Here is a 14,633-nt window from a genome sequence, read left to right on the forward strand (position 1 = left end):
GTAAGAACCATTTATATAGGTTGAAGCATGCTTCTGAAAACCCCGTAACCGGGCGTATGGGTGTATTCGATATTATTGAGTGAAAGATTTAAAAGAACACTAGCAGGAAATGTAACTGACACTATAATGCTCATGGAATAAAAATAAATGGCGGATAAGAGAAACTTATCTGCCATTTATTTCAAAAAAAACGAACCGGTTTGAAAAATATCATTATCTTTGCAATAGTTTTTTTGTTTTTTACATGTTAAAAAGGATAAACATATTAATGATTATATGCTTATTGGGCTTTTTTATAATCCCAATGCAATCCTATGCGTGTAAATCGCATTCCAAAGAAATTGTTATCAAGGAGAAGTCATGTTGCAGTGCCAACAAGCAGCATCATTCAGAAGATCAATGTGAGAAAGACTGCTGTAAGTCTAAGGATGACACGAGCAATGAATGCTCTGGAAATTGTGGACCTACGTCCTGCCACAGCTCTTCTAATAGTTTTTCTGCAACACCCCCATTTTTTAGGAACGCTCAAAATCCTGTTTTTTCTAAAAGTAAAAAACCATACCCTTTATACAAAGAACCCTTTTATTCTACAGGGGAATCTTCCATTTGGCAACCGCCTAAAATAAGTTAAATTAGTACTGTATAGCCATAGGTGTGCGAAATCGGTTGATTTTGCACCTATCCGCAATACATGTTTTATTAAAAGCCAGATCTGGCTTTTGATTATTTACCATTTTTAATACTTAATAAGGTTCCAAATGAAATCAATATCAAAAATATTGATGGTAATCACCGTATTACTATCCGCAGCAAACAGCTTTGCGCAAAACCAGAACGAGCAACATCACTACCATGGTGGAACAGCTCAAGCAAAGAATATTCCATCACAAAATTTATCACAATTACATGCCGTATTTGACAAGTATTTTTCCATAAAAGATGCTTTGGTAAACGCAGATGTAAATATAGCATCTTCAAATGCTACTGAATTAGCCACAGTTATTAAAACAGTGGATATGGGTGAACTTTCTCCCAAAGAGCATACCGTATGGATGAAGGTCATGAAGGAACTGTCTTTAAACACAGAAAACATCTCGAAATCGAAAGACGTCGTAAAGCAACGGAGGGTATTTGCCCTACTTTCTAAGAATGTCTATGAATTGGCAAACGCATCAAAGCAAAAAACAACTATGTACTACCAAAACTGCCCGATGTACAACGATGGCAAAGGTGCAACTTGGTTAAGTAAAAGTACGGATATCAAAAACCCGTATTACGGTTCAAAAATGCTGACCTGCGGTAGTACTATTGAAAAATTAAATTAGTCAGCCATTATGAGATATCTATTGATTGGGATCGTTACTTCTATTGTAGTCATATTTAGTTCATGCAACAATAACCCTACACTAAAGGTGCAAGACAATACATATACTTCAAAAAGCTCAAATACAAATACCCGTGACCACAATGCCTTTGAAATGGGCGATGTAGTTCCGTCGGAAGAGGTATGCATGGTCAACAATGAATACATGGGCAAAAAACAATTTGAGGTAAATTTTGAAGGAAAAATATATTACGGATGTTGCCAGATGTGTAAAGAACGTATTCCAAAAGATCCTTCTACACGCGTTGCCATAGATCCATTTTCCAAAAAGCAGATAGATAAAGCGACTGCTATAATAGCAATTACGGGCAACAACGGGGAAGTATCATATTTTGAAAATAATACTACATATACAAATTACATAAATCAATTTTAATTATTAAAAACAGAAATCATGACAATGAAACATTTATTTGTAGGCTTACTAGCCTCATCCGTATTGACCTTGGCAGCATGCAATGGCGCTTCTGAAAAAAAATCAGAAAGCGACGTCCATACTGAAACAACGGTATCCAACGAAAGCAACGCTGCAAGCGACCAGGGAACTTTTTCGGAACTTTTTTCCCATTACCAGCACCTGACTTTTGCTTTGTCTTCCGATAATGATAAAGAAGCCGCAAATGCAGCTAAAGGCATGCTGGAAGCACTCCCCAAGATTAATACCGAGGGCTTTAGTGCAGAACAGAAAAGCACCTTCGATGACATCGCTGCTGATATTCAGGAACATTCGGAGCACATAGGTGATAACATAGGCAATATCGCTCATCAAAGAGAACATTTAGTGATCCTGAGCAAGGATTTTTATGATATAACAAAAGAATTCGGCACCGAAAAGCCCATGTACAAGATTTTTTGCTCGATGTACGATGACAACAAAGGAGCATATTGGTTAAGCGATAGCAAAGAGGTCAAAAACCCTTACTATGGTGCGGATATGCTAACATGCGGTGAAGTTCAGGAAGAACTGAAGTAAAAACTCTGATTAAGATTTGAAATTAAAATATCAGGTACCGGTCGATTTCTGTAGGCTGGTATCTGATATTAAAATGTAAACAATGTATATGTTATGCTTAACAAAATTATCAAATATTTTTTGGAGAACCGAGTAATAACACTGTTATTACTTGTGGTTGTCCTTATATGGGGGCTGATTACAGCGCCCTTTAATTGGCATCAAAATGCGTTGCCGAGCGATCCTGTGCCGGTCGATGCGATTCCGAACATTGGGGAGAACCAGCAAATTGTGGCGACCGAATGGATGGGGAGGTCTCCCAAAGATATACAGGAACAGATTACCTATCCACTCACGACCTCCTTACTGGGCATCCCCGGCGTAAAAACAATCCGCAGCAGTTCCATGTTCGGCATGTCCTTCCTCTATGTCATTTTTGAAGAAGATGTCGAGTTTTATTGGAGCCGTTCCCGTATTCTGGAAAAACTGAACTCATTGCCTGCCGGCACATTACCATCCGAGGTAACGCCTACGCTCGGACCGGATGCCACGGCTTTGGGTCAGGTCTTTTGGTATACACTGGAGGGACGTAACCCCGAAACCGGAAAACCCGCAGGAGGCTGGGATCCCGATGAGCTGCGCACGATCCAGGATTTCTATGCCAAATATAATTTGGCAGCATCAGAGGGGGTTTCCGAAGTGGCTTCCATCGGAGGTTTTGTTAAGGAATACCAAGTCGATATCAATCCGGATGCGATGCGTGCATACAATGTATCGGTAATGGATATCATGTCGGCTATCCAAAACAGCAATCTGGATATTGGTGCAGAGACAATCGAAATAAACAAAGCGGAATATTTGGTGCGCGGATTGGGTTATCTAAAAAGTGTCCAGGATCTGGAAGATGCCGTAGTGGCTGTGCGCAATAATATTCCCGTAAAGATAAAAGACGTCGGATTTGTAAATTTAGGTCCATCTACCCGACGCGGCGGATTGGATAAAGAAGGCGTGGAAGCAGTTGGCGGTGTGGTGGTAGCGCGACATGGAACCAACCCCATGGAGGTCATCAATAATGTCAAGGCGAAGATCAAAGAAATGGAGGCAGGTTTCCCTCAAAAAACATTAGAGGATGGGACTATTTCAAAAGTCACCGTCGTTCCGTTTTATGACCGCTCGGGTTTAATCCAGGAAACCATCGGGACGCTGGAAAATGCTTTAGCCCATGAAATACTGATCTGCATTATCGTTGTCATCGTCTTGGTGATCAATCTCCGCGCATCAATTCTTATATCCAGCCTCTTGCCCATCGGTGTGTTGGCGACTTTCATTATTATGAAACAGATGGATGTAGAAGCGAACATCGTTGCTCTTTCGGGTATCGCCATTGCCATTGGTGTTATGGTTGATGTTGGGATCGTCTTTATCGAGAGTATTTTGCGCCATATTGATGAAGAACGAGCTAAAGGCGTTGAAAGTAAAGGGAAAGTCTTGGTAAAATTGATTTCTCGTGCTGTGACGGAAGTTTCAGGAGCTTTGTCAACGGCAATGCTCACCACGATCATCAGCTTTTTACCTGTTTTTATGATGGAAGCACAAGAAGGTAAGTTGTTCGGTCCCTTGGCATACACCAAAACCTTTGCTTTGGTTTCAGCCTTTGTGTTAGGCATTATTATCTTGCCAACACTAGCTTATTATATATTTTCAATCCGTATCAATGGGAGTAAAGTTCGCCGGATAGCCAACTACGTTTTGGTAGTTGCCGGTATCGCTCTTTGGATCTATACAGGTGTTTTTGTCGCGTTCGCATTGACTTTGATCGGAGTCAACAACCTGTTTACACCAAGATGGAAAGGAGAAAAAATTGCCAACTACGTTAATGTAGCTATCACACTTTTTGTAGCGATGTATTACCTGACGGTTGAGTGGCTGCCACTCGGCACGCAGGCAAGCACCACACTTAACTTTGTGTTCGTGTTCTTTGCCATTGGTTCCATCCTGGGAATGTTATGGGCATTGGTGATCTATTATGAACAGATCCTGCGTTGGTCACTTTCCAACCGGTGGAAATTCATGGCCATCCCTATCATTACTTTATTATTCGGAATGTTAGCATGGATGGGCGTAGAGAAGAGTTTTGGTTTTGTTGCAAATGGCTTCGAAAAGACAGGTTGGAAATCATTTCGGGAGACTGCCTTCTGGCAAAAATCCACCGAAACATTTCCCGGTATCGGGGAGGAATTTATGCCAAGCCTCAATGAAGGTTCTTTCCTTTTGATGCCCACCAGTATGCCGCATACTGGGATTGAACAAAACCTGCAATTGATCAGAACACTTGATAAACGTATTCAAAACATACCGGAAGTCGAACTTATCGTAGGAAAATGGGGCCGTGTGAATTCTGCACTTGATCCTGCGCCCACACAGATGTTTGAAAATACGATCAATTATATCCCGGAATTTTATCTGGATGAAGACGGGCACCGTGAAAGATTCAAGGTAAACAGTTCCGGAGAATTCGTGTTGAAAGGCGACAAGACCTATGCTGTTTCCAATGGTTTCCGTTCCATACCACGCGACAGTCTGATTGAAGATAAAAGCGGAAAATTTTTCCGCAGATGGCGTCCCGAAATTAAAAAAGCCGAAGATATCTGGCAAGAGATCGTCAATGTTTCCCATCTGCCCGGATTGACTTCCGCTCCTAAGCTGCAACCGATAGAAGCGAGAATGGTGATGCTTTCTACGGGCATGAGGGCTCCGATGGGGTTAAAGGTATCGGGCCCGGATTTGGAGTCGATTGAAATCGGTGGCAAGGCCTTGGAAGCAGCGTTAAAGGATGTTCCATCTGTTATGCCATCGACCGTTTTCTACGACCGTGCTGTAGGCGCACCCTATATCGAAATCCATCTGAACCGGGATAGAATGGCCAGATACGGTATTACCGTTGCCGAGCTTCAAGAAGTAATCAGTGCGGCAGTCGGCGGTATGACGTTGACCACTACAGTCGAAGGCCGGGAACGGTTTCCCGTTCGCCTGCGCTACCCGCGAGAATTACGGGATGACCCGGATGCGTTGCGAAAAATAATCATTCCGACAGCTACAGGAGCTCAGATTCCATTGGGGGATGTGGTGGATGTTGAATATGCCAAGGGCGCTCAGATGATCCAAAGTGAAAATACCTTTTTGTTGGGTTATGTAATCTTTGATAAAAAAAGTGGCATAGCGGAAGTCGACGTAGTACACGAAGCGGATCAACTCCTAAAGGAAAAAATAGCGTCTGGAGAACTCGATTTACCCAACGGGGTGACGTATAAGTTTGCCGGAAATTATGAACAGCAAGAACGTGCCGCAAAAAGGCTAATGTTTATTATACCACTGAGTTTGTTAGCCATTTTAGTAATTCTCTACTTTCAGTTCCGAACGGTTACAGCATCGTTAATTCATTTTTCCGGTGTTTTTGTAGCACTTGCAGGTGGCTTTATTTTATTATGGCTTTACGGGCAGCCCTGGTTTATGGACTTCTCTGTCGGAGGGACAAATATGAGGGATCTGTTCCAGATGCACAGCATCAATCTCAGCATTGCCGTTTGGGTAGGATTTATCGCCCTGTTCGGACTGGCGACGAGTGATGGTGTATTAATGGGAACATACATCCACGATACATTTGAAGCACGGAACCCCAGAACAAAAGATGAAATACGGGAAGCAGTCATATACGCAGGCTTAAAGCGTGTCAGACCGGCAGCGATGACCACTGCTACAGCACTGATCGCCTTACTGCCTGTCCTGACCTCTACCGGTAAAGGTGCGGAAATCATGGTACCAATGGCCATCCCGACTTTCGGCGGCATGCTGATCCAATCCATGACCATGTTTGTAGTCCCGGTATTCCAGTGCTGGTGGAGGGAATCTGCCACGAAAAAAGAAAATAGAAAAAATAATAAAAATATAGCGAATGAAAACGAATAAGATAAATCGGTATATAACCGTGGCTGTATTAACAAGCTTAAGCATTTTTTCGCAAGCTTTAGCCCAAGACTACCCCACCGATTCGCTGTCTTATTATATACAAGTCGCAATCGAAAATAATCCGGGTGTAAAATCACAAAAGTATGCGCATGAGGCATACCTTGAAAAAATTCCGCAAGCCGGAGCATACCAAGACCCGGAATTGTCCATGGAAGCATATACGATGCCTATGGAAATTATAGGAGGGCGTTCTATTGGAAATGTAAGCTTGATGCAGATGTTCCCATGGTTTGGCACGAGAAAAGCAGCTCGCACAGAGGCTACACATATGGCCAATATGCAAGATCAACAGTATCGGGAAGCCATAAATAATCTGATCCTTCAGGTCAGCACACAGTGGTACACGATGCAAAAATTGAACGAGCAACTCAAGAATAATCAGGAAAACCAAGTGTTTCTAAAACAATTGGAACAATTGGCAATACGGAAATTCTCTGCGCCCTCAAGCACCTCACAATCAAGTGTAGCACCCGTCGTAAGCAGTAATACGCCTTCCTCACCAACCAGATCTAGTGCTTCATCGGGTATGGGAGGGATGAGTATGGGAGGAGGCAATTCAGCTCCTGCTACTAATCAGAATATGAGTATGCCGTCCGGTGGTGGCATGGGAGCAATGGAAGGTGGCTCCGGATCGGGTATGTCAGAGGTGCTTCGTATCCAATTGGAAATCGCTGAAATTGAAAATAACATTGAAAGTTTACATGCCCAGATCAAAGCCGAAAAAGCGAAATTCAATGCATTGCTGAACAGGGAAGCCAATGAAGAAGTAATGTTGGGACAAGAGATCCACAAGCTGAATTTTTTATATAGCGAGGAAGAAGCGCTGAGGGTTATTGAGACAAACAACCCCATGCTTGAAATGATTACCGAAGAAGGATTGGCATTTAAGGCAAAAGCGGAAATGGATCGGAAAATGAGTTACCCTATGATTGGTATCGGTGTGGAATACATGGTTGTGGGAAAGACGAATAATTCAATGCTGGCAATGGACGGGATGAACGGCAAGGATATGGTCATGCCCATGGTTTCAGTGAGCCTGCCACTCTTCCGTAAAAAGTACAATGCACAGCAAAACGAAAGCAGATTATGGCGAAAATCAAGCGAAGAGAACTTTAAAAACACGTTTAACGCTTTGAAAAGTGAATTTTATAGTTTCAAAAGCCAATTGGATGATGCTGAACGTGTCATGAAACTGTACGAAAAACAAACTACGCTTGCCCAAACGACATATAACCTGATCGTAAAAGAGTTTGTTACGGGTAAAAGTGACTTGACCAACGTTATTCAGGTGCAACGGCAATTATTGGATTATCAGCTAAGGAAAGCTGAGGCCCTTGCCAACTATAATACGATGGTTGTCTCGATAAAAAAATTATTAGCAGACCATAAATAATGAAATTATTTTAAAATTCTTAGCAATGAATAAACTGAAAAATATTTTTAGAAATAAGGCGGTAACTTACGGGCTTATGTTGTTGTCCGGACTACTGCTTGGCTGGGCGATATTTGGCGGAAATTCGTCCCATGATCACAGTCATGACCTTGAAATGGAAGTGACCGAGGACGGAGAAACAGTATGGACTTGCTCCATGCACCCCCAGATCAGAATGGATAAACCGGGGAAGTGCCCAATATGTGCTATGGATCTAATTCCCTTGAAATCATCCGGGGGAGGTGATGGTGTAATTGACGATGATGCCATCCAGATGTCAGAAGAAGCCATAGCATTGGCGAATATCCAGACTTCGGTTGTCGGCCACCAAGACGCTGTTAAAGACGTCCAACTGTATGGGACTATCCAGGTGGACGAACGTTTACAACAATCCCAAACATCGCATGTCAATGGACGTATTGAAAATCTTTACGTAACCTTTACCGGCGAGTCGGTAAGAGAAGGCCAGCTGATAGCCAAAATCTATTCGCCCGATTTATTGACGGCGCAGCAAGAATTGCTCGAAGCTGCAAAATTGCAGGATATGCAGCCCCTCCTATTGGATGCCGCGAAAGAGAAGCTGAGTTTATGGAAGGTGTCAGAGGATCAGATAAGCAAAATATTGACATCCAACGAAGTTTCACCCTACGTCAATATATATGCGAATACAAGTGGTGTTGTCATAGCAAAAAATGTAAACCCGGGCGATTATATCGGCCAAGGGAGCGTCTTGTACACCATTTCAAACCTTTCCAAGTTATGGGCGGTTTTTGATGCGTATGAAACAGATCTGCCATTTCTAAAGGTGGGAGATCAGTTGGAATATACTTTACAGAGTGTGCCCGGAAAAGTATATAAAGGTAGGATAGCTTTTATTAATCCAATTATTGATGCCAATTCGAGAACAGCAAAGATTAGAGTTGAAGCCGATAACCGGGATCGCAATCTCAAACCTGAAATGTATGCAACAGCAAGGATCACTGCTCCTTTAAAGGGCTACAACGATGAGTTGGTCATTCCCAAGTCGGCGGTTTTATGGACAGGGAAGCGCTCCATAGTTTACGTAAAACAGCCAAATACATCCACGCCTGCTTTTAAACTTCGGGAGATCGTCTTGGGCCCCTCATTGGGCGACCAATATGTTGTTATGTCGGGGCTGGAAAATGGCGAGGAAATCGTGACCAAGGGAGCTTTCACCGTTGATGCAAGTGCCCAGCTGGAAGGTAAAATCAGTATGATGAATAACGATGGCGCAGCATCGGCTGCCGGACATCAGCATGGCGATGCTCAAACCAATGTCAATAAGACCCATGATATGTTGAAAGTATCAGGAAATTGTGAAATGTGCAAAAGCCGGATTGAGAAAGCGGCGAAAAGTGTCAAGGGGGTGATTTCCGCAAACTGGGATGTTAATGCCAAAGTTATCCATTTGGATTTCGATTCAAAAGTAACCTCAAAAAGTGCCATAAGCAAAGCTATTGCTAATGTTGGTCACGATACAGAGCTGGACAAGGCTTCTAAAGAGACTTATGATGGTTTACCGAGTTGTTGTCTCTATGACCGGAGATAATGGTACTTGATTAATATTAGATCATGAAAAAAAACCGAAAACGAACGAAAGCATACAAAGTAATTTTAACAGTTCTGTTAAGTGTGTTTGTGTTAATGCAATTTATAACCCCCCAAAGGAACCTATCGCCGGTTCCTGCGGGTCAGGTTTTCGTTGATTCATTTAAGGTCGATGCAAAAGTTAATGCAATCCTGTCGGTATCATGCTATGACTGCCATAGCAACAATACCCAATACCCTTGGTACACCAATGTTCAGCCTTTGGGTTGGTTCATGGCAGATCATATAACCGAAGGAAAAGAGAAATTGAACTTTGATGATTTGCCAAATTATAGCCCGAGAAGGATAAACTCAAAGTTTGCGCAGATTGTTGAGCAGATCGAAAAAGGTAAAATGCCGTTGCGTTCATATATATGGATGCACGGTGGTGCACAATTAAACAAAGAGGAACAACAACTATTGATTAATTACTTTGATAGGCACTTAAATAAAAAATAGTTATGAAAACGCCATCACACCAGCCGGAGAATCATGGGAATACAAACAATGATTCAAAAACTCTAAAAATAGAACATAGAAATTCATACCATTCGGGGAGCTATAAAAGGCTTTTGTGGATGATGCTCATTTCTTTTGCAACAATGTTCGTCTTAATGTATGCCATGGTGGACAAACTCGAAAATGTAATACCTAATGTAAACCAGTTTTATATGGCCGGTCTTATGGCTTCACCAATGCTGCTTATCGAACTTTTGTTGATGCAGAAAATGTATGCCAACAAAAAACTTAATGCGATTCTTATGGGATTAGGTCTTGTGTTACTGCTTTTGTTTTGGTCTGGTATCCGTAATCAGACGGCCGTGGGCGACATACAGTTTCTTAAATCAATGATCCCACACCATGCTGGGGCGATTTTGATGGTTGAAGAAAGCAAGCTGGAAGATCCGGAAGTAAAAAAACTGGCAGAAGAAATAATTTCTGCTCAAAACCGAGAGATTGAATTTATGAAAGCTAAAATTAGGCAGCTGGAAAAAAAGGAATAATAGTATTGGGTTTTGGAATATGTATTCCAAAAGCGATATCCATTGTAGTACAAACCAAAGCCTTGGAATTAATTAAAAAACAAGCATTATGGATATGTATAAAAATATAATAGATTATTTAGGCGATAATGCCTCTTATTATTTGGATCATGTTAGCGAGAAGATTCCCAAAGATAAACTTCAATTGCCCAGCAACGATTCCATTGATAGGGTATTTGTTAACAGTAACCGTAAATTAAAGGTTTTGAGAAGCCTCTCTCAACTTTATAACCACGGGAATCTTAGCGGAACCGGATATCTAAGTATCCTGCCAGTGGATCAGGGCATTGAACATAGCGCAGCGTTTTCGTTTTATAAAAACCCTGACTATTTTGACCCGGAGAATATCATCAGGCTCGCCGTTGAATCAGGGTGCAATGCCGTAGCATCAACGTTCGGCGGGCTGGGTCTTTATGCCAGAAAGTATGCACATAAAATCCCTTTTATTGTTAAGATCAATCATAATGAGCTGTTGAGCTATCCGAATACTTACGACCAGATCCTATTTGGAACGGTTAAAGAGGCTTGGAATATGGGTGCGGTAGCAATAGGCGCTACAATTTATTTTGGATCTCATGAAAGTGACCGGCAAATAAAGGAAATAGCAGAAACCTTTGCGGAAGCACATGGCTTAGGAATGGCAACTATCCTTTGGTGTTACACCCGCAACGAAGCATTCGAAACCAAGGATAATGATTATCACAGTTCAGCGGATCTGACCGGACAGGCCAATCATTTAGGAGTAACAATACAGGCAGATATCATAAAGCAGAAATTACCGAACACGAACCATGGTTTTAAGAACCTGCAATTTGGCAAATATGATGATGAAATGTACGAAAACCTTGCAACGGATCACCCTATTGATCTCTGCAGATTTCAGGTAGCCAACTGTTATATGGGAAAAATTGGACTCGTCAATTCTGGGGGTGGTTCAAAAGGAGCATCAGATATGGCTGATGCCATCAAGACAGCGGTAATTAACAAACGTGCTGGGGGTTCCGGATTGATATTGGGAAGAAAAGCTTTTCAAAGGCCTTTTAGTGAGGGGGTCGAACTATTACAAACTGTCCAGCAAGTATATTTGGAAGATAAGATTACGGTTGCATAAGTTTTGAGCAAAATGCTCATCTTCAGCAAGGAAACCTAAACAGGAAAGATGAAAACAGTAAAAATAAAAAAATACTCAGGGGAATTGGAGGATTTTGATATGAACAAGCTTATTAATTCTCTTCGGCGATCGCAAGCAGATGAGAATCTCGTCCAGCATGTGGCTCGTAATATCGTGGATCAAGTTGAAGAAGGGATGACCACCAAAAAGATCTATCAGATGGCTTTTAATATGCTTAAAAGTAGATCCCGGATAAGTGCTTCAAAGTATAAGCTTAAAAAAGCCCTTATGGAATTGGGGCCATCCGGCTTTCCCTTTGAAAAATTGGTAGGTAAACTGATGGAATTCGAAGGCTTTAATACTCAGGTTGGCGTTATTGTTCAGGGGAACTGTGTTTCACACGAAATAGATGTGATCGCAGAAAAGGAGAACAACCATTATATGATTGAATGTAAATATCATAGTGGTCAAGGACGGTTCTGTAATGTAAAGACGCCGCTGTATGTTCAATCGAGACTCATGGACGTCAAGCAACGATGGAAGAGTCAAGTTGAACATGACGCTAAACTCCACCGGGGAGGACTTTATACCAATACCCGTTTCACCACCGATGCAATTCAGTATGGAACCTGCGTTGATTTAATGCTTGTTAGCTGGGATTATCCCCCGCAAAATTCATTGAAGGTGAGAATTGATAAAGCTGGTCTATATCCTTTAACAGCATTGGCTACTCTCACTAAAACTGAAAAAAGACAGCTGTTGGACAAAGGAATAGTACTTTGCAAAGAAGTATACGAAAATCCAATCTTGTTAGAGCAATTGGGAGTAAATGAATCAAGGCAAAAGAAAATCTTGGATGACTCCTTAAAATTATGTAGCGCCTTTAACACTTTAATATAAAGTACAACTGTCATTTTAAACTATAAATCAATATAATATGAAAAGATACACATGTCCAATGCACCTGCAGGTGATGAAGGACGAACCTGGAAAATGTCCGATCTGCGGCATGGATTTAGTGCCGATGGGTGGTTCACAAAAGCAGTCACATTCGCACCACCACCACCATCACGACACCCATTCAGACCACTCAAACCACTCGGCCGGTGGATACAACAAACATGAAGGGCACCACACAAACGATTTTTTGAAACGATTTTGGGTGTCGCTGATCCTGACAGGTCCCATTCTATTACTTTCAGAAATGATACAGAATTGGTTGGGCTTTCAGATTTCATTTCCCGGTGATAAGTATGTGTTACTGGCATTAGGAGTTGCCATTTATATTTACGGTGGCATGCCGTTTCTCAAAGGGATGGTCGGCGAAGTCAAAGCTAAAGCAATTGGAATGATGACCCTTGTTGCAATAGCGATCACCGTAGCTTTTGTATATTCCGTTGCGGTAGTTTTTGGTCTGCCCGGCATGGATTTCTTTTGGGAATTGGCTACGCTTATCGTGATCATGCTGCTGGGGCATTGGTTGGAAATGCGTTCGCAAATGGCAGCCTCCAAGGCATTACAATCCCTTGTGGCTTTGTTGCCAAATGAAGTAACTGTTGAACGAAATGGTGAAGCTCTGAAAATAAAACTGGAAGAACTAAAAAACGGTGAGACCGTTATCATCAGGCCCGGTGAAAAAATCCCGGCTGATGGGGTAATTTCAGGAGGAAATTCATCTGTAAATGAAAGTATGCTGACAGGAGAAAGCGTTCCTGTAAAAAAGCAGGCAGGTGGAAAAGTGATTGCCGGATCTATTAATGGCGATGGCATGCTAAAAATAACCGCAACCGGTGTAGGGAAGGATAGTTATCTCAATAAAGTCATCAATCTTGTACAAGAGGCACAAGAGGCAAAGTCCAATACGCAAAACCTTGCTGATAAGGTAGCAAAGTGGCTCACATTCATCGCCATCGCAGTAGGTGTAGGCACCTTTATTTATTGGTTCAGCAGCAGCGGCGACCTTGCTTTTGCTCTGGAAAGAATGGTCACGGTTATGGTTACAGCCTGTCCGCACGCATTGGGTGTTGCTATACCATTAGTGGTCGCCATTTCGACCACCCTTTCAGCAACAAACGGTCTGCTGATCCGCAATCGAACCGCGTTTGAAACTACACGGAATTTGTCTACCATTATTTTTGATAAAACAGGAACGCTTACCCAAGGCTCTCACGCTGTGGAAAGGGTAATCCCGGTAACCGATGAATATACAGCTGACGACATCATCATGTATGCGGCGGCGGTTCAACAAAATTCCGAGCATCATATTGCCAAAGGCGTGATGACAACCTTGAAAGAAAGGAGCCTTGAATTATGGAACTCAGAAGATTTTCAATACATGCAGGGTATCGGTGTCCAAGGCGTCGTAAATAAGAAAAAAGTTGTGGCTGCCGGTCCCAACTATTTTAAAGCAAATAATTTATCAATGCCTGAAATTCCAACAGAGATCAATCAAGATGCTGAAACCGTGAATTTTGTTTTGATTAACGATAAGGTAATTGGAATAATCACCTTGGCGGACAGTATTCGTCAAGGATCTCAAGAGGCAATTGATGAATTAAGAAAGATGAACATCAAATCTTTCCTGCTCACGGGCGATAATGAACACATAGCCAAAGCGGTTTCCGATAAATTAGGGATGGATGGCTTTATGGCCAATGTTCTGCCCCACCAAAAACAGGAAAAGGTAAAAGAGTATCAGGCAGCCGGAGAAATTGTAGCAATGACCGGAGACGGCGTGAATGATGCGCCCGCTTTAGCACAGGCAGATGTCGGCATAGCAGTGGGTTCCGGAACAGATGTAGCGGCCGAAACTGCGGATATTATCTTAGTAAACAGTGATCCACGGGATGTAATGAAATTAGTGGATTTTGGAAAACGGACATACAAGAAAATGGTTCAAAATCTTATTTGGGCTGTAGGTTACAACGTGGTAGCCATTCCTTTAGCAGCAGGGATATTGTATCCAAATTTCGTACTCAGCCCTGCAATGGGTGCGGTGTTGATGAGCGTTAGTACCATTGTAGTAGCGATCAATGCGAGCCTCTTAAAATTAAAACCGCTAAAATGATGGTGGCAAT

General features: G+C 42.2%; 11 protein-coding genes. All 11 read left to right on the forward strand.

Annotation, left to right across the window (positions count from 1 at the left end):
- Positions 1-758 precede the first annotated feature (758 nt).
- The 11 genes from FXV77_RS03320 (at position 759) to FXV77_RS03370 (ending at position 14,623) form a co-directional block, all read left to right on the forward strand.
- A complete protein-coding gene (locus FXV77_RS03320; RefSeq protein ID WP_237235626.1) occupies positions 759-1,325 on the forward strand; it encodes a DUF3347 domain-containing protein in 567 nt (188 codons plus the stop codon).
- Between the two features lie 9 nt (positions 1,326-1,334).
- Positions 1,335-1,760, forward strand: a complete 426-nt coding sequence (locus FXV77_RS03325) for a hypothetical protein (RefSeq protein WP_148917761.1) — start codon at positions 1,335-1,337, stop codon at positions 1,758-1,760.
- 24 nt (positions 1,761-1,784) lie between these two features.
- Positions 1,785-2,357, forward strand: coding sequence for a DUF3347 domain-containing protein (locus FXV77_RS03330; protein WP_237235627.1), 573 nt, complete (start codon positions 1,785-1,787; stop codon positions 2,355-2,357).
- A 93-nt stretch (positions 2,358-2,450) separates the two neighbouring features.
- Positions 2,451-6,302 carry an efflux RND transporter permease subunit gene (locus FXV77_RS03335; RefSeq protein WP_148917763.1) on the forward strand — a complete coding sequence of 1,284 codons (3,852 nt, stop codon included), beginning with the start codon at positions 2,451-2,453 and terminating at the stop codon, positions 6,300-6,302.
- Positions 6,289-7,755: a TolC family protein gene (locus tag FXV77_RS03340; protein ID WP_148917764.1), complete on the forward strand. Its 1,467-nt coding sequence runs from the start codon at positions 6,289-6,291 to the stop codon at positions 7,753-7,755. Before FXV77_RS03335 ends, FXV77_RS03340 begins: the two co-directional genes overlap by 14 nt.
- 25 nt (positions 7,756-7,780) lie before the next feature.
- Entirely contained in the window at positions 7,781-9,364 is a 1,584-nt protein-coding gene (locus tag FXV77_RS03345) for an efflux RND transporter periplasmic adaptor subunit (RefSeq protein WP_148917765.1), read from the forward strand.
- A gap of 95 nt (positions 9,365-9,459) precedes the next feature.
- Complete coding sequence (locus FXV77_RS03350; protein ID WP_246162187.1) at positions 9,460-9,861, forward strand: heme-binding domain-containing protein; 402 nt, start codon at positions 9,460-9,462, stop codon at positions 9,859-9,861.
- Positions 9,862-9,863: 2 nt separating this feature from the next.
- Complete coding sequence (locus tag FXV77_RS03355) at positions 9,864-10,406, forward strand: DUF305 domain-containing protein (protein ID WP_187443984.1); 543 nt, start codon at positions 9,864-9,866, stop codon at positions 10,404-10,406.
- 94 nt (positions 10,407-10,500) lie between these two features.
- Positions 10,501-11,556: a class I fructose-bisphosphate aldolase gene (locus tag FXV77_RS03360; protein WP_246162189.1), complete on the forward strand. Its 1,056-nt coding sequence runs from the start codon at positions 10,501-10,503 to the stop codon at positions 11,554-11,556.
- Positions 11,557-11,604: 48 nt separating this feature from the next.
- Entirely contained in the window at positions 11,605-12,456 is an 852-nt protein-coding gene (locus FXV77_RS03365) for a restriction endonuclease (protein ID WP_148917768.1), read from the forward strand.
- 37 nt (positions 12,457-12,493) lie between these two features.
- A complete protein-coding gene (locus FXV77_RS03370; protein WP_148917769.1) occupies positions 12,494-14,623 on the forward strand; it encodes a heavy metal translocating P-type ATPase in 2,130 nt (709 codons plus the stop codon).
- Positions 14,624-14,633 lie beyond the last annotated feature (10 nt).

Source organism: Sphingobacterium phlebotomi (assembly GCF_008180195.1).
In the GTDB taxonomy this organism is placed as follows: Bacteria; Bacteroidota; Bacteroidia; order Sphingobacteriales; family Sphingobacteriaceae; genus Sphingobacterium; species Sphingobacterium phlebotomi.

Bases quoted from the DNA above. Each gene is read 5' to 3' on its own strand.
- FXV77_RS03370 (WP_148917769.1), top strand. From the start codon at position 12,494: ATGAAAAGATACACATGTCCAATGCACCTGCAGGTGATGAAGGACGAA.
- FXV77_RS03325 (WP_148917761.1), top strand. From the start codon at position 1,335: ATGAGATATCTATTGATTGGGATCGTTACTTCTATTGTAGTCATATTT.
- FXV77_RS03335 (WP_148917763.1), top strand. From the start codon at position 2,451: ATGCTTAACAAAATTATCAAATATTTTTTGGAGAACCGAGTAATAACA.
- FXV77_RS03345 (WP_148917765.1), top strand. From the start codon at position 7,781: ATGAATAAACTGAAAAATATTTTTAGAAATAAGGCGGTAACTTACGGG.
- FXV77_RS03320 (WP_237235626.1), top strand. From the start codon at position 759: ATGAAATCAATATCAAAAATATTGATGGTAATCACCGTATTACTATCC.
- FXV77_RS03360 (WP_246162189.1), top strand. From the start codon at position 10,501: ATGTATAAAAATATAATAGATTATTTAGGCGATAATGCCTCTTATTAT.
- FXV77_RS03330 (WP_237235627.1), top strand. From the start codon at position 1,785: ATGAAACATTTATTTGTAGGCTTACTAGCCTCATCCGTATTGACCTTG.
- FXV77_RS03365 (WP_148917768.1), top strand. From the start codon at position 11,605: ATGAAAACAGTAAAAATAAAAAAATACTCAGGGGAATTGGAGGATTTT.
- FXV77_RS03340 (WP_148917764.1), top strand. From the start codon at position 6,289: ATGAAAACGAATAAGATAAATCGGTATATAACCGTGGCTGTATTAACA.
- FXV77_RS03350 (WP_246162187.1), top strand. From the start codon at position 9,460: ATGCAATTTATAACCCCCCAAAGGAACCTATCGCCGGTTCCTGCGGGT.
- FXV77_RS03355 (WP_187443984.1), top strand. From the start codon at position 9,864: ATGAAAACGCCATCACACCAGCCGGAGAATCATGGGAATACAAACAAT.